Source organism: Enterococcus hermanniensis (assembly GCF_001885945.1).
In the GTDB taxonomy this organism is placed as follows: Bacteria; Bacillota; Bacilli; order Lactobacillales; family Enterococcaceae; genus Enterococcus_A; species Enterococcus_A hermanniensis.
This window is the reverse complement of record NZ_JXKQ01000001.1, coordinates 373708-394484: the sequence shown is the minus strand read 5'-3', so window position 1 is coordinate 394484 and position 20777 is coordinate 373708. Positions and strand designations below refer to the sequence as shown.

The 20777-nt window shown below is 38.5% G+C and carries 14 protein-coding genes; 12 read left to right on the top strand and 2 right to left on the bottom strand.

From position 1 onward, the window contains the following. Positions 1-161 precede the first annotated feature (161 nt). Together licT and RV04_RS01845 are read left to right on the top strand one after the other, a co-directional pair. Entirely contained in the window at positions 162-1004 is an 843-nt protein-coding gene (gene licT / locus RV04_RS01850; RefSeq protein WP_071856771.1) for a BglG family transcription antiterminator LicT, read from the top strand. 27 nt (positions 1005-1031) lie between these two features. After that, positions 1032-2930, top strand: a complete 1899-nt coding sequence (locus tag RV04_RS01845) for a beta-glucoside-specific PTS transporter subunit IIABC (protein ID WP_071856770.1) — start codon at positions 1032-1034, stop codon at positions 2928-2930. A gap of 48 nt (positions 2931-2978) precedes the next feature. On the opposite strand, the gene RV04_RS01840 is transcribed toward RV04_RS01845, so the two are convergent. Beyond that, on the bottom strand, positions 2979-3896 hold the full coding sequence (locus tag RV04_RS01840) for a MurR/RpiR family transcriptional regulator (RefSeq protein WP_071856769.1): 918 nt from the start codon (positions 3894-3896) through the stop codon (positions 2979-2981). A 217-nt stretch (positions 3897-4113) separates the two neighbouring features. On the opposite strand from RV04_RS01840, the gene RV04_RS01835 reads away from it, so the two are divergent. The 6 genes from RV04_RS01835 (at position 4114) to RV04_RS01810 (ending at position 16326) form a co-directional block, all read left to right on the top strand. Further along, positions 4114-5502, top strand: a complete 1389-nt coding sequence (locus tag RV04_RS01835; protein WP_071856768.1) for a 6-phospho-beta-glucosidase — start codon at positions 4114-4116, stop codon at positions 5500-5502. 26 nt (positions 5503-5528) lie between these two features. Further along, positions 5529-6959 carry a 6-phospho-beta-glucosidase gene (locus tag RV04_RS01830; RefSeq protein ID WP_071856767.1) on the top strand — a complete coding sequence of 477 codons (1431 nt, stop codon included), beginning with the start codon at positions 5529-5531 and terminating at the stop codon, positions 6957-6959. Positions 6960-7039: 80 nt separating this feature from the next. Further along, complete coding sequence (locus tag RV04_RS01825) at positions 7040-7837, top strand: HAD-IIB family hydrolase (RefSeq protein ID WP_071856766.1); 798 nt, start codon at positions 7040-7042, stop codon at positions 7835-7837. A 385-nt stretch (positions 7838-8222) separates the two neighbouring features. Then, a complete protein-coding gene (locus RV04_RS01820) occupies positions 8223-10982 on the top strand; it encodes a SpaA isopeptide-forming pilin-related protein (protein WP_071856765.1) in 2760 nt (919 codons plus the stop codon). A 415-nt stretch (positions 10983-11397) separates the two neighbouring features. Next, complete coding sequence (locus RV04_RS01815) at positions 11398-14604, top strand: SpaA isopeptide-forming pilin-related protein (protein ID WP_071856764.1); 3207 nt, start codon at positions 11398-11400, stop codon at positions 14602-14604. A gap of 261 nt (positions 14605-14865) precedes the next feature. Beyond that, positions 14866-16326, top strand: a complete 1461-nt coding sequence (locus RV04_RS01810) for an NAD-dependent succinate-semialdehyde dehydrogenase (protein WP_071856763.1) — start codon at positions 14866-14868, stop codon at positions 16324-16326. 56 nt (positions 16327-16382) lie between these two features. Here the strand turns inward: RV04_RS01810 and RV04_RS01805 are convergent, their stop codons facing one another. Further along, positions 16383-16994 carry a hypothetical protein gene (locus RV04_RS01805; protein ID WP_071856762.1) on the bottom strand — a complete coding sequence of 204 codons (612 nt, stop codon included), beginning with the start codon at positions 16992-16994 and terminating at the stop codon, positions 16383-16385. Between the two features lie 222 nt (positions 16995-17216). Here RV04_RS01805 and RV04_RS01800 point away from each other — a divergent pair, with 222 nt between their 5' ends. The 4 genes from RV04_RS01800 (at position 17217) to RV04_RS01785 (ending at position 20647) form a co-directional block, all read left to right on the top strand. Further along, positions 17217-17993: a TatD family hydrolase gene (locus tag RV04_RS01800; protein WP_071856761.1), complete on the top strand. Its 777-nt coding sequence runs from the start codon at positions 17217-17219 to the stop codon at positions 17991-17993. After that, on the top strand, positions 17986-18549 hold the full coding sequence (rnmV, locus tag RV04_RS01795) for a ribonuclease M5 (protein WP_071856760.1): 564 nt from the start codon (positions 17986-17988) through the stop codon (positions 18547-18549). The genes RV04_RS01800 and rnmV overlap by 8 nt, the downstream gene beginning before the upstream one ends. Next, complete coding sequence (gene rsmA / locus RV04_RS01790; RefSeq protein WP_071856759.1) at positions 18546-19424, top strand: 16S rRNA (adenine(1518)-N(6)/adenine(1519)-N(6))-dimethyltransferase RsmA; 879 nt, start codon at positions 18546-18548, stop codon at positions 19422-19424. Before rnmV ends, rsmA begins: the two co-directional genes overlap by 4 nt. 110 nt (positions 19425-19534) lie before the next feature. Next, positions 19535-20647 (top strand): DUF3089 domain-containing protein, encoded by a 1113-nt coding sequence (locus RV04_RS01785; protein ID WP_071856758.1) that lies wholly within the window; start codon positions 19535-19537, stop codon positions 20645-20647. Positions 20648-20777: the final 130 nt, after the last annotated feature.

The following is a 20777-nucleotide window of genomic DNA, read 5'->3' as shown; positions in this document are numbered from 1 at the left end:
TATTACAAGCTAAACCTGATGGGGTGTACGAAAGTTATTTGTCGTACCTTCATGAGGTTTTTTTGTTGCCTTAGATGAGGAGGAGGGAAAGCACAACTAACGAATGTTAAACAAATAAGCGATTATTTAATTGTAAATGTCAAAGGATGGGGGAGTGTTAGATGCAGATTCAAAAGGTTTTGAACAACAATGTAGTGGTAGCTACCGATCAAAATGATAACGAAATTGTTGTGATGGGCCGAGGATTGGCTTTTCAAAAGAAAATTGGCGATGAGATAGTAACTGCTTCAATTGATAAAACTTATCGTCTTGCCAATAGTGATTTAGCGCATAAGTTTCAAGAGTTACTAGCAGATGTACCGATAAAATATGTTGAAGTTGCAAATGATATCATCGATGAGGCCAAAGTTACGTTAAAAAATCCTTTGAATGATTCACTCTATATCTCAATCACTGACCATCTCTATGCTGCGATCCAACGAGTGAAGGAAGGCGTACGGGTTCGTAATTTATTACTTTGGGATGTTAAACGATTCTTTCCAGATGAATTTTCGGTCGGAATAGATGCTATAAAAAAAATCCAAGCCGAATTCGGGGTGGATTTAGGTGAAGATGAAGCCGGCAATATTGCTTTGCACTTGGTTAATGCTCAGACGGAAAATGGAAATGACAACGTTGTTGTGATGACTGAGATGATGCAGGAAATTATTCAAATCACCAGCTATTATTTTAAAGTTCAATTAGACGAAGAATCTGTTTATTTCTATCGTTTCACGACTCATTTACGTTTTTTTGCTTCCCGTATCATGAACCAACGCCAAGTAACAGATGAAACAGATGATGAATTGTTAATGATCATTCGAAAAAAGTATCAGAATGCTTACCACTGTGTTGGAAAAATTGCTGATTATATTGCGCAAACCTACCATTATGAAATGTCGAATGATGAGAAATTATATTTAACAATCCATATTGCACGACTAGTCCAAAAGGTAAACCAATAACAGGAAAACAATTAGGAGGAATAGACTGTGGGAAAATATCATGAATTAGCTGAGAATATTGTTGAAAATGTCGGTGGCAAAGAAAATATCAATAGTTTGACCCATTGCATCACTCGTTTACGGTTTAAACTAAAAGATGAAAGCCAAGCCAATGAAGAGGCTTTGAAGAATATGGACGGTGTTGTGACTGTGATGAAAAGCGGTGGACAATTCCAAGTCGTGATCGGAAATCATGTACCATTAGTTTTTTCAGAAGTCTTAGATGTTGCGGGGATCACTGGCGAGGCTTCAGAAGAAGAAACAGAAAAAGGCAATATTTTTAATCGCTTGATCGATGTGATCTCAGGTTGTTTCCAACCATTCTTAGGGGCCTTGGCTGCTTGTGGGATGTTAAAAGGATTCAATGCCTTGTTTCTCTACCTAAACTTCTACGCTGCGGGTAGTGGAACCGATCTATTCTTGACTGCGGTTGGGGATTCTATCTTTTATTTCATGCCAATCGTGATTGGGCTAACAGCAGCCCGCAAATTTAAAGTCAGTGAATTCACTGGAATGGCTATTGGAGCAGCATTGGTTTATCCAACGATCCAAGCTTCAGCGTTAAGCGCTGGCAAACCAATTATGACCTTATTTGCCAATACGATGTTTGAAAGCCCTATTTTTGTTCGCGTATTCGGCTTGCCGATCATTACCAATGACTATACAAGTAGTGTCGTGCCTATTATCTTAGTAATTTGGTTTGCTAGTCATGTTCAGAAATTAGCGAAAAAAATTATTCCGGAGTTAGTTCAAACCTTCCTAGTTCCATTATTTACGATTTTGATTTCGGTCTTTTTCGGTTTCTTAGTCATCGGTCCGATCATTACCTTCTTGACCAATCTTTTGGGTAGCGGCTTTACGTCGTTATATGAGTTCTCTCCTGTTTTGATGAGTGTGGTAGTCGGATTCTTCTGGCAAGCATTAGTAATTTTTGGACTACATTGGAGTTTGATCCCGCTAGCTATGATCAATTTATCAACTACGGGTTCTGATATTATTCTCGCAGCCTCTTTCACAGCCAGTTTTGCACAAACGGCTGTTATCATGGCAATGTTCTTCAAACTAAAAAACGCTAAGTTAAAACAACTATGTATTCCAGCAGTTATTTCCGGGATTTTCGGTGTGACTGAACCAGCCATTTACGGCTTATCATTACCAAAGAAAAAACCATTCATTATCTCCATGATCGGTGGGGGTGTCGGTGCGTTAGTAACAGCCTTATTTGGAGCAAAATATTATACGATGGGCGGTCTTGGCGCTTTTGGATTCGTCAATCATATCAATTCAGCGACGAATGATGCCAGTGGAATGGTCGGACAATTCGTAGCTGTTGGCGTCGCGATGGTCTTTAGTTTTGCTGCAACCATGCTTTTCTGGAAAGATGAAGAAACAGTCGAAGTACCAGAAGGAAAAACAGCGATGGAAGTACGTAAAGAAATCGTGACTGCGCCGGTTCAAGGCGCGATTATGCCCCTAGATACTGCGCAAGATCAAGCATTTGCTCAAGGTATTTTGGGTAAAGGTGTCGTGATTCATCCAACGGTTGGCGAAGTTATTGCTCCTTTTGATGGAACGATCATGACGATGTTTCCAACAAAACATGCAATCGGTTTAGTTTCAGATAATGGGCTAGAATTATTGATCCACATCGGTTTAGATACAGTCCAATTAAATGGCGAATTTTTTGAAGCCTTTGTTAAACAAGGTGATAAAGTAAAACGTGGTGATAAACTAGTCACATTTGATATTCGTGCGATCGAAGCAGCAGGTTACAGTGTGGAAACACCAGTTATTATCACAAATTCAGCTGATTATTTAGACATTATCGAAGCAGATCAAGCAGCGGCTATCACCCATAGTGATGAATTACTGACGGTTTTAGTTTAAACAAAAATGGACTATGTCATTTGTGGCGTAGTCCATTTTTTAATGCTATCAATTGGGACGAAAAGATTCAGTGAAGCGGATCATAGATTCAGGTGATTCAGCCATGATGGCCGAACTGGTTTTACGAGTATCTGCTAAGTCACCAATCTCAATTAAATGATTGAGATTTTTTTGATAATCTTCGGCAAACACACAGCTGTATAAAACATCCAGTAAATAGCAGATCGAAGAATTGATCGTGAAATTAGCAATTTTTGAATACAAGCGTTCACGAGTCGTCATCCGTAATACTGCGTGGCTGATTGAAGCCAGTGTATTATCACCGATACTAGTCAAGGCAATGAAAGGAACTTTTCGACGTTGTAGAATTTCAGCAACTTGTAGGATGTAACTATTTTCTCCGGTATAAGAAATCAAAATCGCACAAGTATCTTCTTGTGAGTTGAACGCTTCATAAGCATTTTCGCCCATGGTTTGACTCGTTACGACATCTTTTTGAATACGCCGCATTTTTAGGGCAAAATCTTGTGAAATCAGCAAGTTAGCATTGCTACCGAAAATTTTTATTTTTTTCGATTTTAGCAGTAGTTGTTTCGCTTTTTGTAAATCGTCATGATTCAGTAAGCTCAACGTGTCGTTGATGGTTGTCCGTTCAAGTGAAGCAATCTTATTGGCGATCGTCATGAGGCCATCATTTGTTTGAAAGGGCAGATTAGCATCGACATCATCAAAATACGTTTGCAGGTATGTTTGTTCAGATAGAAATTCATCACGTAATTCTAACCATCCATTATAGCCTAATTTTTTAGCGACCCTGATCAACGTTGAAGGATGGACAAAATTTGCATCAGCAATTTCTTTGACGGTTAAATCTTTGATAGCAAGGTCTTGTTTTAAAATATAGTCGACCAGAGTGTTTTCAGCATTTGAAAAACGAGTTTGTCGCATTTTTTCAGTTAATAACATTCGCTACACTCCTTTATTTACATATATTATAATCTAAACGTAAATATAAAAATAGCCAATAGAAAGATGAAAAAGAATTATTCCATTGATATTTACAAAATCGCGCGGTATAAAACAAAAATTTGTAAATGGAAATGGATTATCTGTCAGTTTGATTGAAAAACTATTTTACAAATAAGATAATTATATTGTAAATAAAAACAAAGGAGTCGATCATATGGCGACAGGCGTAAAAATTGCCACAATTGGTGGCGGCAGTAGCTACACCCCTGAATTAATGGAAGGTTTTATCAAACGTTATGCTGAATTACCGATTCGCGAAATCTGGTTAGTAGATATTGAAGCAGGAAAAGAAAAGTTAGAAATCGTTGGTGCGATGGCTCAACGAATGTGGGATGCTTCGCCATATGATGTAAAGGTTTACATGGCGCTAGATCGCGAAGAAGCCTTGAAAGATGCCGATTTTGTTACCACTCAATTTAGAGTTGGTTTGTTAGAAGCACGAATCAAAGACGAAAGAATCCCAGCTTACTATGGCATGTTAGGTCAAGAGACAAATGGTGCTGGTGGGATGTTCAAAGCTTTCCGGACGGTTCCGATTATTTTAGAAATCGTTGAAGATATGAAACGCTTATGTCCGGATGCTTGGTTGATCAACTTTGCCAATCCGAGTGGCATGGTAACGGAAGCGGTCGTCCGCTATGGAAAATGGGACAAAGTGATTGGATTATGTAATGTACCTGTCATGGCAACGATGGTGGAACCAGAGATGTTAGGCAAAAGTGCCGATGAATTAATCTATAAATTTGCTGGCTTGAATCATTTCCATTGGCATAAAGTTGCTGATGATCATGGTAAAGATATCACGATGGAGATTGTTGAAAAAATGTATGCGGGTGAAACGGGCTTACCCAAAAATATCCATGATATCCCATTCCCACGTCGTCTATTAGAACAAATGCAAATGATTCCTTGTGGCTACCACCGCTATTATTACATGGAAGAAGAAATGTTAGAGCATGCCTTGGAAGAATATCAGACAATCGGGACTCGAGCTCAGCAAGTGAAAAAAACAGAAGCAGAATTATTTGAATTATATAAAGATCCAAACTTGGATCATAAACCAGAACAACTTGGTCAACATGGTGGTGCGTATTATTCTGATGCCGCCTGTGAATCGATTGCTTCGATTTATGCCAATAAAGATACACAACTTGTTGTCTCTACAAAAAATAATGGTGCAGTCCCAGATCTTCCAGCAGATTGTGTCGTCGAAGTATCTGCTTATATCGGCGGACAAGGTGCACGGAATGTTGCATTTGGCGAATTACCGACAGCAGAACGTGGTTGGTTACAAGTCATGAAAGCAATGGAACTACTGACGATCGAAGCTGCTGTAACGGGGGATTACGATACAGCTTTACAAGCTTTCACGATTAATCCGATGGTCCGTTCAGGAAAAACAGCCCAACGAATGATGGATGAATTATTTATTGCCCACAAAGCTCATTTACCAAACTTTAAAACAACGATCGATCGTTTGGAAAAAGAAGGTATTGAGGTACAAGACGAAGTAGCACGTGAATTAGACTTAGTAAATGTATAGAAGAAATTGCAGAAAGCAGGGAAATCATGGGATTTAGAAAAGACTTTTTATGGGGTGGCGCAACGGCTGCCAATCAATGTGAAGGTGGCTATAACGAAGATGGACGTGGCTTAGCCAATGTAGATGTCGTGCCAATCGGAGAAGATCGTTTTCCGGTCATCACTGGGCAAAAGAAAATGTTTGATTTTGATGACGAACATTTTTATCCAGCAAAAGAAGCGATTGATATGTACCATCACTGGAAAGAAGATATCGCCTTATTTGCTGAAATGGGTTTTAAAACGTATCGTTTATCCTTAGCTTGGAGCCGTATCTTTCCAAATGGCGATGAAAAAGAACCAAACGAAGCAGGACTGAAATTCTACGAAGACATTTTTGAAGAATGTAAAAAATATGGGATCGAACCGTTGGTGACGATCACTCATTTTGATTGTCCAATGCACTTAGTAGAAAAATACGGGGCATGGCGGAGCCGTGAATTAGTCGGTTTTTATGAAAACCTATGTCGTGTGATCTTTAACCGATATAAAGGATTAGTTAAATATTGGTTGACCTTCAACGAAATTAACATGATTTTACATGCGCCATTTATGGGAGCCGGGCTTTACTTTGAAGAAGGCGACAATGTGGAACAAGTCAAATATCAAGCAGCCCATCATGAACTAGTCGCTTCAGCGATTGCAACAAAAATTGCACATGAAGTAGATCCTGAAAATCAAGTCGGTTGTATGTTAGCAGCGGGTTCATATTATCCATACACACCAAAACCTGAAGATGTTTGGGCGGGACGTCAAGACGAACGTGAAAACTATTTCTTTATCGATGTTCAATCACGTGGTGAATATCCAGCGTATGCATTGAAGGAAATGGAACGCAAGGGTATTGAAGTGGTCATGGAAGAAGGCGACAAAGAGCTATTAAAAGCTCATACTGTTGATTTTATTTCTTTTTCTTACTACTCTTCTCGCGTGGCAACGACAGATCCAGAATTACTTGAACAAACAGCGGGAAATATTTTTGCTTCAGTTAAAAATCCGTATTTGGAATCAAGTGAATGGGGCTGGCAAATTGATCCGCTAGGCTTACGTATTACGATGAATGATCTCTATGATCGTTATCAAAAACCATTATTTATTGTAGAAAATGGCTTAGGAGCTGTGGATACACCAGATGAAAAGGGTTATGTTGCTGATGATTACCGAATTGATTATTTAGCCCAACATGTTCAAGCGATGCGAGATGCTGTTGATTTAGATGGGGTAGATCTTTTAGGATATACCACTTGGGGCTGTATTGATTTAGTTTCTGCCGGAACGGGTGAAATGAAGAAACGTTACGGCTTCATTTATGTTGATCGTGACAATGACGGAAATGGTAGCCTAAAACGTAGTAAGAAAAAATCATTTGATTGGTATAAAAAAGTCATCGCAACTAATGGTGAAGATCTAAGTATTTAATAAGGAAACCGAGGCCATGTATTTTAAGTCTCGGTTTTCTTTATCATCCTTGTGGGAGAAATAGGTAAGGAGTAACATTCATGATTAAATTAATATTAACAGATTTAGATGGAACTTTTTTGAATGATCAAGGTGATTTTGATCATGAATTGTATCGGAAAGTAAAGCAATTAATGGACGAGAAAAACATTGCTTTTGCACCTTGTACAGGTAAACAATGTGAACGAGTAGAAAAATTGTTTGAATTGGAAGACGCTAAAAATTTATGGATTCTAGGAGATAGTGCAACGCGGATTAAACACGCAGGCAACTATGTATACGAGTCTTTACTGCCCAACGAATTAGGTCAAGCGATTCTTTCGAAATTATCAACTGTTGCAATTGGAGCGACAGTCATTGCTTGCACGCCTTCTGCGGCATTTGTCGATGCCAATGTGAGCGAAAAAGACATGGTCGCTGTACGCGGATCTTATCAAAATGTAAAAATCATCTCGGATTATCAATTGATTACTGAAGATTTTGTGAAAATAACTGTTTATGATGCTCAAGCACGTTGCTTTGAATTGGTTAAAGAATTAGTAGAATTTAAAGAAAAAACTTATATGGTTGCATCAGAAGCCTCTTGGATCGATATTTCGAATCAAGATGTCCACAAAGGGTCCACTGTTAAAAAATTACAAACAATGTTGAATGTGAAGAAATCAGAAACAATGGCGTTTGGTGATGGCTTAAACGATCGAGAGTTACTAGAAGAAGCACGTTATAGTTTCGCAGTGAGCAATGCATTTGCTGAAACGAAAAATAAGGCTAAGTATATTATCGGAACTAATAATGATAGTGCAGTATTGCATACGATAACTGATTTTTTACAAGCATAGAGTATAAGTAAGAAGCCTAAAAGGGGATAGCCTTTTAGGCTTTTTTGTTGTTTTGTACTAAAAAGGTAATAAATCCAAAAAAGGATAGATAGCTAAAGATATTGAGTATTCATGACTATTCAAAAACATTAAAAAAATAAATAAAATAACACATGATAATAGAAAGTTCTTTTGCTTCTTATTTATAGTAGTTACTACCTTGCAAATAATAACAATAGTAAAAAAACTATACGGAAAACGTAAAAAAAGAATATTTGCTATTCTAAAGCTGCATTCAGTAGAGAAACTCTTTGAAATAAAAAATATAGGAGTGACGGTCATTGGAATATCGAGTAGTGATAAATTGGTTGCAACAACAAAAAAACAGAAATAAGAGGAAAAGGTATTGAAAAAACGTTCATTGCTCATTTTTTTTCTTTTAATCAGTGTTATGCTCATGGAATTAGTTTCTTCCGTAAATGTAGTTTATGCGCAAACTCAAGCATCACAGGGAATCAGCGAACCTACACAAGAGTCGTCACTAAATCCGATGTTCAAGTCTGAATTGCCTTTCTCAGAATCAGACAAGCCTTTGCTGTATACAAATAAGGAAACGCAATATATAACAGATGCTAAGGGAACCTATCCTACGTATTCTTGGCAACCTAAAAATCAACAGAATGTTTTGAACCATCAAGGTGGTTCTGAACAGATTGATGGATGGGATGCAGAAACAAGTTGGGACCCCGGTCAAGATGATTATACTAAATCGTATATCCATTATGGAAAAAGTCCGCTAGATAGTACGATTTCACTGAGAAAATATGCGCAACAGACAGACCAAGCAGATGAATTCAAGATGAAATTAAATGTTCGAGGAAATACCAGTTATAAATCAGGTGTAGATATCGTTTTTCTTTTAGATAACTCAGACTCTATGTCTGTGGAAGAATACAATGTACCAAATACGAGAAAAAAAGATGCAGAACAAGCGCTTGAATCGTTACTTACCGGATTAACGAAAATAGTTGATTCCGCAAAGGGCGACATACGTATTGGTGGTCATATTTATTCTGATTATGATATCAATGCTTGGGGAAATAAACCCGGCCAAATTAGTACTTTTCCATTATCTAATGATCCGAGCAATTGGGGAAAAATGCTCACTGAATACAAACGAGCAGATGCAATGGGAGCTACATTTACTCAACGAGGATTAATAGAAGCAAAAGATATTTTTGATGCTAGCACAGAGAAGGAAAAGCGCTATAAACTATTATTTGTATTAACGGATGGCGCCCCTAATCTAAGTTGGCCGACGAATGATACAGGGATATTTAATGAAAATATGTACGTGGATAAATTATATTTTGAACATTTTAATTCAGGGCCGAAAGGAAACTATAGGCGTGGTGATGTTCTAGGAACTAGTGGATTCAAAACAACGATTGTTCCGCCCTATCACGGATTGATCAATAGTCATATCACCACTACGAATTCGGCAGCAATGGATGTAAAAAATGCAGGTATTGAGATTCATACGATTGCGCTTAGATTAATGGTGAACGTTAATGAATTAAATAAACAGCCGGAGTTATTGCGTGGTCTGTACAAAATGTCGAGTAAAAAAATCAATTCTACTAATGGACCCGACACGGATACAGCAGCAGATTATCATTTTTATAATGTAGAAAAAGAAGATGATTTATCTGCGTACTTTAATAATTGGTACGAGACAATTACTCGAACCATTGATCAAGGAATTTTATCTGATCCGTTAGGTGATATGGTTGATTTGATTGATACACCGACTTGGAAACAAGTAGATACGACGGGGCAAAAGATAAAAAAAGAAGATGAACCTAAGATCTCAGTATCAAAAGACGGTAGAAACATTACAGTGGCGCCTATTAATTTAGCCAATAGCCAAGAAATAGAGATAACATACACAGTCAAGCTAAAAACCACCGATTCGAGTTTTGTTTTTAATCAGTGGTATCCTACGAATAACTTAACCACCCTTCAGCCGATGCCAGAACGTACAACGGATCAACTAGAGTTCGGAAGTCCTTCTGTTAAATATCAGCAAGCACCTTGGACGATCCCGGTAGCGAAAATTTGGTCTGATACGTACAAAGAGATCCCTGATTATTGGGACTTACGACCGGAGAAAATCACGGTAACGTTGCAAGAATGGGTGGAAGGTTCTTGGAAACCAATTGAAGAAAAGGAGATTTGTGAAAAAGAAAATTGGCAGACTACATTTAAGCTCCTACCAGAAAATCCAGCAACCGTTTATCGAATAATGGAAAATGAACGTGTTTCAGGATACCAATCGCCCACGATCAACCAAGCAACCTTTACGTTAAAAACATTGAACGAAGAGGGGATAAAAATTACGAATGAACTTTTGCGTGAGAATCATCAATTTTGGAAATTTATGGCAGACGGACAAACGGTATTTACTAAAGACTTGCCTAGCTTTAGCATCACTAGAGAAGATGGAAAAAGCCATAGCGAGGACTTACAACCGGATGATACAGGTAAAATTGAGATCGCCAATCTTTCAATTGGTCGCTATGTCGTAGAAGAGACGTATGTGCCGAACGGATTTGTTAAAATGGTTAATTTTGATATCCGAGTAGTTGAAAATTCTACGGGTGATTCTTTGGTGGTTACTATTGATAATACTTCAGAGCAGTATTTTGTACGAAATGTGCTTAAAGATTTTAGATTGGTTGTTGAAAAAGTTGATGTTCAAGATCAACCGCTTCTAGGTGCAATTTTCAAATTAGAAGGCCCTAACGGAGAAATTAGCCAAGAGACAACTAAAGCTATTCATTTTTCAGGATTACGTCCCGGTAAATACGCTTTGTGTGAAGAACAGGCTCCTCTTGGATATGAAAAAATAATAGAACCTATTTTGTTTGAGATACGATTAGACGGGAGTGTAGAAATTTCAAGTCATCCGAATATGAGTGGTATGAGTGATCTTAGCGGAAATACAATAAAATTAAAAGTACAAAATAAGAAAATCCCCAGTGGATCATTACCTAACACCGGTGGAGTTGGGTTAGCTAAATATCGTCTCTTAGCTATATTACTGTTGGTCATAGCTAGTTTTACGAGTATTTTTTATGGTTACTGTAAGTATGTAAACGAATAACTAAGGATTCGGAAGAACATGTTCTTCTGAATCCTTAGTTTTTTTCTTAGGGATTACAGTCAATGCGACTAAAGTATCCGAGGATCAAAAACAGCAAGAGTTGAAATGGCCGTCTGTAATAGTTGAACTGTAACAGGTGCTGATGATGGCACGTACAAAGTATATTTTTATAAAGTATTCAAAAAATTTTTTTTTTTCAGGATAAATGAATCTCATTAATTTTAATTTATAGTTATAAAAAAGAGTAGCATAACATTTAATTAATAATATTCATTGTATTAAAAGTGAAAATGAAACGTTAAATAACTTGTTTTAATAATAGGTTCTATCGAACGAGGGAATTTCTAATCAGTTAAGATATTGTTATGGATAAGAAGTGTAGGCAGGAATAATGATAAAGGAGGAAAGCAAAAAAATGAAAAAAAAGTATTGGTTCATAGTCGGGATTTTTCTACTTTCTTACGTTTGGGGAGTGTGGAGCGCAGTTGTGCCGAGCTATGCTTCAGCAACGAAAACAGAGTTGATCCAAAAAGACGGTCTTAATCTTTCTTATGAGTATTCAGCACAAGAAAATACGAATCGTTGGCGGATATTGTTTAGTCGGAAAAGTGAAGCAGAAAATAGTGAGCAATGTCTAAAATTAAAAATACTGGATGAAAAAGGACAAACAATAGCGTATCCGGTGAATGAAAATATGGTTGTAGAGGAGGATTGGTTAGTTGAAAAGAATTATTCTGCTTCTTTTGAGGATGAATTGATGATTGAGTTGCCGAAATCAACCAAAAAACTTCATTTACTTGTACAAATGTATGAACGAACAACCGCTAAAAAACAGAATAAGAGTAGTCAAAAAACAATAGAAAAAATCAATGATTCTTTTGAACTAACAATCCAAGACGCTTCCGTGACGACAATTGAGGCAAATGAAAATGACTCGACCTCCGAAGAAACAGAAACTCTTTCCTCAGAGGAGTTTATTGGACCACGTGAAGTGACCCCTGTCTCTGCGACTACAGTTCCTTATAACGGGTTGACTAGGATAACACCAAAAAGTTATACGAATAAAGAACCGGATTATACAACGGTGGGAGAGAGTATCTATCCAACACATTCTTGGCAACCGATAGGACAAACGGCGGTACTCAATCACCAAGGAGGAGATGAAACTTCTACTACGTGGGATGGGTTGACTAGTTGGGATACTTCTGCGAATAATTACGAGAATTCTTATATCAATTATGGTGTAGCAACCAAAACTCCCGATATCAGCTTACGTAAGTATGCTAGCGAGGCCGCGAAAGCAGATGAATTTACAGTTCGGCTAAATGTCCGAGGAAATACGATTGCTAAATCTGGTGTAGATATTTGTATCGTCATGGATAATTCTAGATCCATGATTCTAACAGAAGGAAATATTGGTGGAAAAACGAAAAAAGCACTTGCAGATAGTGCTCTGCAAAAACTAATCGATAAATTCAAAGCTGCTGAATTAGACGCAGGCAGTTTAAGAATCGGTGGAATCATTTATTCGTCTTCTGAAGACCCTAAGTTTGCTAATCAGACCATTCCTATGTCTGAAGCGGAATCTGATTGGCAAGGATTGGTAAATGCGTATAAAAATTCTACTTCTAATGGGAATACTTATACACAAAAAGCATTGATGGATGCGCAAAGTATGCTGAACGCTAGTGGGAATCCTGAGCGTCAAAAAGTTATTTTTTTAATGACCGATGGCGCCCCTAATTATAGTGTGGAACCATTAGAAGGATATGTAGCTCCGTCCATTTATTACGATGGCATGCGCTTTACGAAGTATAATCAAAATACGATTGCTACTGGCAGCAACTTGCAAGGAAATCCAGCAGGTGGATTTGGGATTGTTTATATTCCTTTAGGACATAGGGTAACAGGCATAAGTAGATTAATGTACAGTCATCTAACGCCGATGAATTCTACTGCTGCTGATATCCGAGAGCAAGGAATGGAAATCCATACAATTGCGATCAATGTGCAAAAGACCTTGACTTCAGAAGTGCATACGACTGCTGATCTAGTCAAGGGGCTATATCGCGTCGCTTCAAAAAAAGCTAATACGGACGAAAAATCGGACAATGCCAGTGATTATCTTTTTCACAACATCAGCACGACGGGTGAGTTTGAGACTTCTTTTGAGGAATGGTTCAACTCCGTTATTTATACTGTCAACAAAGGGAAGATCACCGATCCAATCGGAGAGATGTTTGAATTAGTCGGAACACCTAAAGTCACTGAAGTAAAAAAAGCAGACGTCCCAGCGATTGAAGCAAGTAAGATGGCAAACGATCCTGTGGTTTCAGATAAGACGATAACGGTTGAGAATATTAATTTGTACGACCAACAAGAAATTCAATTAGAATATACGGTCCGCTTAAAGAAAGAAGCGGATGGATATCAATCCAATACCTGGTACCAACTAAATGGTCGAACAATTCTTGAACCAACACCTGAAAAAAACAATGTTGCATTGGATTTTGGGGTGCCTTCAGCACGCGAAAAAGAGGCAGAAATTCAAATTCCAGTTGAAAAAAAATGGGTGGATAAACAACAAACGTTAGAAGACTATTGGACGTTGCGAGCAGCTAGTATCAATGTGTCGTTACAGAAAAAACAAGTGGATGGTGATTGGCAATCGATCAGTACGAAAAATTTAACTGGTAATAATGACTGGCGGGGATACTTTACCGTCAAAAAGGACGATGCTATTTATCGTGTGGTTGAAGAAAAGCGTGTCACAGGCTATGAAAAAGCGAGCATTAACAGTGAAGAATTTACCGTAGAGACATTGCCAACGGAAGGAATCATCTTGACGAATAAGTTGATGTTGACTGAAGCTAGTTTTTATAAATACGGCAACGATGGTAAAACACCTTTTGATAAAAATTTACCAACATTTAAAGTGATACGTAAAGCCGATCAAAAAGAACTAATTGCTGAACTTACACCAGATTCAAGTGGTCAAGTGAAGATCTCAAATCTCCCACTCGGTGAATTTATTATTGAAGAAACGAATGTTCCGACAGGGCATGTTAAAATGTCTGAGATCGAACTAAAAGTAACAGAGAATCAGGCAGGTACAGGATTAAACGTTACGATGGATGGAGAAGTGACCTCTTTAGTAGTAACCAATAAGTTAAAGGATTTTACTTTGAAAGTCCATAAACTTGACCAAAATGAAAAAGAATTAGCTGGTGCTTCGTTCAGACTTGAAGGAACTGATTATGATGAACGCGTGTCATCAGGTACGACTTTTATTTTTAAAGGTTTACGACCAGGCACGTATCGATTAACCGAAGTCGGGATCCCAGAGGGTTATAAAGGCTTGAAAGACCCAGTGATGATCCAAATTTTCGATGATGGAACAGTTTCTATTCCAACGAGTCCTAATGTAGCAGGCTCTGGGAGCGTTGGAACAGAAAAAAATTTGATCACAGTGAAGGTGAAAAATCAGAAACAACCTAGTGGCATTTTGCCGCAAACTGGGAGTACCAAACGAATAATAGTCACAAGAATTGCCTTTGGAGCTTTTGGCATTGGCAGCCTACTGAGTATTGTGTATAGCGTTTATCGTAGAAAGTATCGGTAATACCTTATGAATAAGGGATAAAAAATAAAAAGCCCCTCTCGTTAAACGAGGAGGGCTTTTTTTAATCATTGAATAAGCGGATTTTTTGAGCTTTAAACTTAAGCGTGTTAGGCTTTAATAAGAAATAAAATTTTTGTAGAAATAGCATAATCCTGATTCCGCTATCTGTGAGTACGTCACATTTAATGAGTCATGTGTTGAAAGAATAATTTTTTGGAAAATTAGATCGATACAAATGAAACTTAGGAGGAAGAAAGCTTTATGACAAAAAAACAAGAATTACCAACAGTCGAGACCCGTCTTTATATTGATGGAAAATGGATCGATGGATCGCAAGGGACAACAGCCGTTATCAATCCTGCTACGGGAGAAACACTGGCAGAGGTTCAGGCTGGAGGAGAAAAAGAGACCTACGCTGCTATAAAAGCTGCAAATAAAGCCTTTACTGATTGGTCACGCCAATCACCTGCCGAACGAGCGAAATTAATGAATAAAATGGCTGATTTGGTGGAAGCAGATGCCGATCGATTAGCAACTATTATGACAATGGAACAAGGAAAACCGCTGACACAGGCCAAGGGAGAAATTCAGACTAATGTGGAAAATTTACGTTGGAATGCCGCAGAAGGCCAGCGATTATTTGGTGAAATCATCCCTTCACCAGTGACGAATCAGTGGCAAGTTCGCAAGCAAGCAGTCGGTGTCGTGGGAGCAATCACTCCATGGAATTTTCCTTCGAACATGATTATTCGTAAAATTTCTCCTGCAATCGCAGCAGGCTGCACCGTTATCTTGAAACCCTCAAAACAAACGCCTTTATCGGCATTAGCGCTAATGGAACTATTCGATCAAGCCGGATTTCCGGATGGAGTCGTCAATATCGTGATGGGAGACTCTTCGACAATTGGGAAAATTTTATCAGAATCAGAAGAAGTCCAAAAAATTACATTTACAGGATCAACAGGTGTGGGACAAACGTTGAATGAACAAGCTGCGCCAACTTTAAAAAATGTCTCAATGGAACTTGGTGGACATGCCCCGTATATTATTTTTCCGGATGCGGATATCGAACGTGCGGTAGAAACGTTGATCCAGACAAAATTTATCAATAATGGTCAAGTGTGCACCTCGCCCAATCGAATCTTTGTGCATAAAGACATCAAAGAAAAAGTAACCAATTTATTAGTAGAAGCAATCAAGCAAGTTACTGTGGGGAATGGTTTAGATGATACCACGGTGGGACCGTTGATTAATCAAGCAGGTGTTGATAAAGTAGCGGATCAATTAGCCGATGCGACTGATAAAGGAGCGAAAATCTTAGCAGGTGGTCATCGCTTAGATAAGGATGAGTATGCTAATGGGTTCTTTTTTGAACCAACGATTTTAGACGGTGTAACAAAAGAAATGGATATCTTTTATAAAGAAACATTTGGCCCGGTGATTCCTTTGATTACTTTTGAAGATGAAGAGCAAGTAATCAAAGATGCAAACGATACAGAGTTTGGCTTGGCGTCTTATTTCTTTGCAACCAATATCCATACGATCGACAATGTGAGCAATAAATTACAATACGGGATGGTCGGAGTTAACGATACAAGTATTTCAAATTCGGCGACACCATTTGGTGGGGTCAAACATTCAGGATTTGGCCGTGAAAATGGTTCATATGGGGTCGAGGAATATGTAGAAGTAAAATTTGTAACTATTCGAACTGCCAAGTAGATTGAAAGAATCAATAAAACGAAACATCAGCGATGATTCCCATCGCTGATGTTTTTTTAGCTTTTACGGTTTAGTCGAGTTGTTTTTTTAGCTACAGCTGTTTTGGTGAAAGGTTTTTTGAAGCGTTTTGGTAAAAGTAAAGCAACCAATTCAAAAGGAGCTGCTAAAATCGTCCAAGCGACTTGTCTGGCACTAGGGTGAAAGGTATAGACTTTCAATAGAGCAAAATGTAGGCATAACAATCCTGGGAGTAGTTCCAAACCAATTTGCCATGAAGCGTTCCAATGAGTAAAATAGCGCAATAAACTCATGGTTAAAGGGTATAGATAAAACCAAGCGGTCACTGCATTGACGCGCCAACTTTTCGTTAACAAACGCAAGTTAAACAAAAAGAACAAAGCTGATAAAACGATTCCGATCGGAGGGAAGAGACTGACTAACATGGAATAAATAGCACCGAAAAGCAACATTCCTGGTCCCTTAGCTAGTGCACTGATCAAAATCAATAGGCCGATCAACAGTAACTGCTGTTTGACGATTGCTACAGCAAGTAAACTAAATAAAGCCAGCATGCTCCAATGCCAGATGCTGTTAGTCGGTGACTTTTCAGGATATTTTTGTTTCAGATAATGTGCGGTCTCTGGATAATCCCGTTGAAAATTAGGCATGTGATCCCTGCTTTCATATAGTAAAATTCTTGGTTAGAACAAAGTGATGTAGTAAAACCCTAAACTGAGGGTATACGCAAGTATAAAAGGAATTTTTCCAATCCGCATCCGTCTTTTGACGGATTTTCATAGAGAATGAGAAAATCTGGATTTTGTGCTATTGTATGGTAGACATCTGTTCACAATGGATCACTAGGAAATAGAAAGAAAAGAGGAAATTAAATGATTTTTGATTCGCATACGCATTTAAATGCAGAGCAATTTGAAAATGATATTCCGGAAACTGTCCAACGCGCACAAGAATTAGGTGTGACTGAGATGGCCGTCGTAGGTTTTGATACCCCAACGATTGAAAAAAGTCTGGAATTAAACCAACAATATGAAGGAGTTTATTCGATCATTGGTTGGCACCCAACAGAAGCGGGCAGTTATACAAAAGAAATCGAAACGGACTTGATCCAAAAATTGACCTTACCAAAAGTTGTGGCATTAGGAGAAATCGGTTTGGACTATCATTGGATGGAAGATCCGAAAGAAGTCCAAGACCGCGTTTTTCGTCGTCAAATCGCGATTGCTAAAGAAATGAATCTACCGATTAGTATCCACACGCGCGAAGCCCTAGAAGATACGTATAAAATCTTAAAAGAAGAAGACATCCGTGATATCGGTGGGATCATGCACAGCTTCAGTGGAAGTGGGGAATGGGCCAAACGTTTCTTAGACTTAGGTATGCATGTTTCTTTTTCTGGCGTCGTGAGTTTTAAAAAAGCGCTGGATGTCCAAGAAGCAGCAACCATCGTTCCAATAGAGAAGCTATTGGTAGAAACGGATGCGCCATATTTGGCACCGATGCCATACCGCGGCAAGCGCAATGAACCCGGTTATACACGTTATGTCGTTGAAAAAATTGCTGAATTACGAAATCTGCCTTGGGAAGAAGTCGCACATCAAACGACTGAAAATGCTCATCGCTTGTTTAGGATCAGTGATCATGGCTAAAGAAAAAATCGAAGAAATCATCGTTGTTGAAGGCAAAGACGATACCAAACGATTAAAAGAAGTATTTGATGTAGATACGATCGAGACACGAGGATCAGCGATCGATGAGAATATCTTAGAACAAATTGAACATGCTCAAGCTACTCGCGGAGTCATCGTGTTTACGGATCCTGATTTTTCAGGTGAGAAAATCCGCAAAACGATCATGGAAGTTATCCCCGATGCACAACATGCCTTTTTATCGCGTCGGATGGCGGCGCCACAAAAGCGCGGCGCAAGTTTAGGCGTCGAACATGCCAGTGATGAGGCAATCATCGAAGCTTTGCAAAAAGTGGTGACACCAGCTGAGAGCGATGAAGCGGAAATAACTAGACAAACCTTGTTAGAGTATGGTTTAATAGCGGGAGCTCAAGCGCGAGAACGTAGAGAAAAGCTTGGGGATGAATTGAAAATTGGCTATACGAATGCCAAACAATTAGAAAAACGTTTGAGAATGTTTCGGATTACGGAAGCTCAATTACATGAGGCCATGAAGAAAGTCGAGGAAACCTTGTGAACAAAGATATAGCAACGCCTTCTAGAACTAAAGAGATTCTACAAAAATATGGATTCTCCTTCAAAAAAAGTTTAGGTCAAAACTTTTTGACGGAACCCAATATTTTACAAAAAATCGTCGCTACTGCAGAGATTGATGAACAAACCAATGTGATCGAAGTCGGACCAGGGATCGGAGCTTTGACCGAACACTTAGCGCGAGCAGCTCATCAAGTGTTAGCTTTTGAGATTGATGATCGTTTGATTCCCGTTTTAGCGGATACTTTAAGTCCTTATGATAATATCAAAGTCGTGCATAACGATATTTTAAAAGTCGATTTGAATCAAGAAACGACTTATTTTGATCAAAAAGGTCCAATCAAAGTCGTGGCCAATTTGCCGTATTATATTACGACACCGATCATGATGCATATTCTAGAATCGAAATTAGCTGTCGATGAAATGGTGGTAATGATGCAGCGCGAAGTTGCTGACCGAATCTCAGCGAAACCAGGAACAAAAGCCTATGGTTCATTGTCGATCGCGGTTCAATATTATATGGAAGCAACCACCGCATTTATCGTGCCTAAGACCGTTTTTATTCCGCAACCGAATGTGGATTCCGCGATTTTACGCTTAGTTCGTCGTGAGAAACCTGCAGTTGAGGTTACGAATGAAACAGAATTTTTCAAACTAACGAAATCAGCATTTGTCTTACGCCGTAAAACATTATGGAACAATTTATTGAATACTTATGGCAAAGATGAGGCAGTAAAAAATTGGTTAGAAACAAGTTTGCAACAAGCAGAGATCGATCCAAAACGGCGTGGTGAGACGTTGTCATTAGCAGAATTTGCCCGTTTATCAAACGCGCTTGAAGCGAATAAACAAAAATAAAAAGAGCGAGAGCTCTTTTTATTTTTTCATTAAATCCACATAGAATTTGGCAATTAAAACCGATCTCTTCTATAATAGAGACAATAAAATCGTTTTATTTGGAGGAAAAAATGAAAAAATTAGTCATAGGATTGCTTGTAGTGGTAGTACTTGGTGTAGGTGGCTACTACGCGTATACCACCATGAATAATAAAGAAGAACCAAAAGAAGAAACGCGTAAAACTTCAGTCAAAGACAACGAACCAGAAAAAGCCGGCGAAACCATCAAAGCAACGGACTATAGCGATGCAGATAATTGGTTGTCAAAACCGACTGAAATCACGAATCAGGCGGATGTCTTCATGTTGTATCCAAGTGCCTATGCCAGAAAAGATAAAAATGCTTCACCAATCGCAAAAATCGATAATGCTAGTATGCGAGCTGGCGCACAAGTATTTTTAGCTAGTCAAGGTTCAGCTTTTGAAACGAGCGGAAACATCTATGCTCCATATTATCGTCAACTAGATGCTAATTGGTTATTGTCTAAATCAAAAACAGAACAAAATGAATATGTCGATGGTGTGCCAAAAGCCGACGTGATGGCTGCGTTTGATTACTATATCAAACATGAAAATAATAATCGTCCCTTTATCTTAGTCGGTCACTCACAAGGTGCTCGGATGCTTAAAGCGATCATGTACGATTATTTCAAAGAAAACCCAGGTGTCAGTGACCGAATGATTGCCTCTTATGTGATCGGCCAATCTGTGACACAGCAAGAAATGAATGATAATCCGCAAGTTAAATTTGCAACCGGAGCCGATGATACGGGCGTTGTGATTTCGTATAATACGGTCGCTTCTGATTTTACTGGTCAGTTACCTACATGGGATGAAGGTGCATTAGCAATCAACCCAATCAATTGGACAACCGATGGAACGACAGCTAGTGCAGCAGAAAACTTAGGCTCGTATGTTCGAAATGATTCTGGCGATTATACGAAAGAAATGAATCTAGCAGATGCAACCGTCGATGCGACTCGTGGCTTAGTCGTCTGCTCGACAGCAGATGAAGCAAAATATTCGATGCCTGAAAGCACGCGTAAGATTTTCCCACAAGGCTCATATCATAATAACGATATTAGTTTTTATTATTATAACCTTCAGGCGAATGCTGAAAACCGAGTTGCGCAATATTTAGCCGCGCATCCGGATCAAACACAAACTACTCAAACAGCACAATAAAGCAAAGTGATTGAGATGAAAGTAGAAAATACTTTTATCTCAATCTTTTTTATAAAGAAGAAGTTTTTTGTCACTCTTTGTAAAAAAATTTACAAGCATCAAATTAGAAAAAACGATTTCTATCTCCTAT

Bases quoted from the DNA above. Each gene is read 5' to 3' on its own strand.
- licT (WP_071856771.1), top strand. From the start codon at position 162: ATGCAGATTCAAAAGGTTTTGAACAACAATGTAGTGGTAGCTACCGAT.
- RV04_RS01840 (WP_071856769.1), bottom strand. From the start codon at position 3,896: ATGTTATTAACTGAAAAAATGCGACAAACTCGTTTTTCAAATGCTGAA.
- RV04_RS01835 (WP_071856768.1), top strand. From the start codon at position 4,114: ATGGCGACAGGCGTAAAAATTGCCACAATTGGTGGCGGCAGTAGCTAC.
- RV04_RS01830 (WP_071856767.1), top strand. From the start codon at position 5,529: ATGGGATTTAGAAAAGACTTTTTATGGGGTGGCGCAACGGCTGCCAAT.
- RV04_RS01825 (WP_071856766.1), top strand. From the start codon at position 7,040: ATGATTAAATTAATATTAACAGATTTAGATGGAACTTTTTTGAATGAT.
- RV04_RS01815 (WP_071856764.1), top strand. From the start codon at position 11,398: ATGAAAAAAAAGTATTGGTTCATAGTCGGGATTTTTCTACTTTCTTAC.
- RV04_RS01810 (WP_071856763.1), top strand. From the start codon at position 14,866: ATGACAAAAAAACAAGAATTACCAACAGTCGAGACCCGTCTTTATATT.
- RV04_RS01805 (WP_071856762.1), bottom strand. From the start codon at position 16,994: ATGCCTAATTTTCAACGGGATTATCCAGAGACCGCACATTATCTGAAA.
- RV04_RS01800 (WP_071856761.1), top strand. From the start codon at position 17,217: ATGATTTTTGATTCGCATACGCATTTAAATGCAGAGCAATTTGAAAAT.
- rnmV (WP_071856760.1), top strand. From the start codon at position 17,986: ATGGCTAAAGAAAAAATCGAAGAAATCATCGTTGTTGAAGGCAAAGAC.
- RV04_RS01785 (WP_071856758.1), top strand. From the start codon at position 19,535: ATGAAAAAATTAGTCATAGGATTGCTTGTAGTGGTAGTACTTGGTGTA.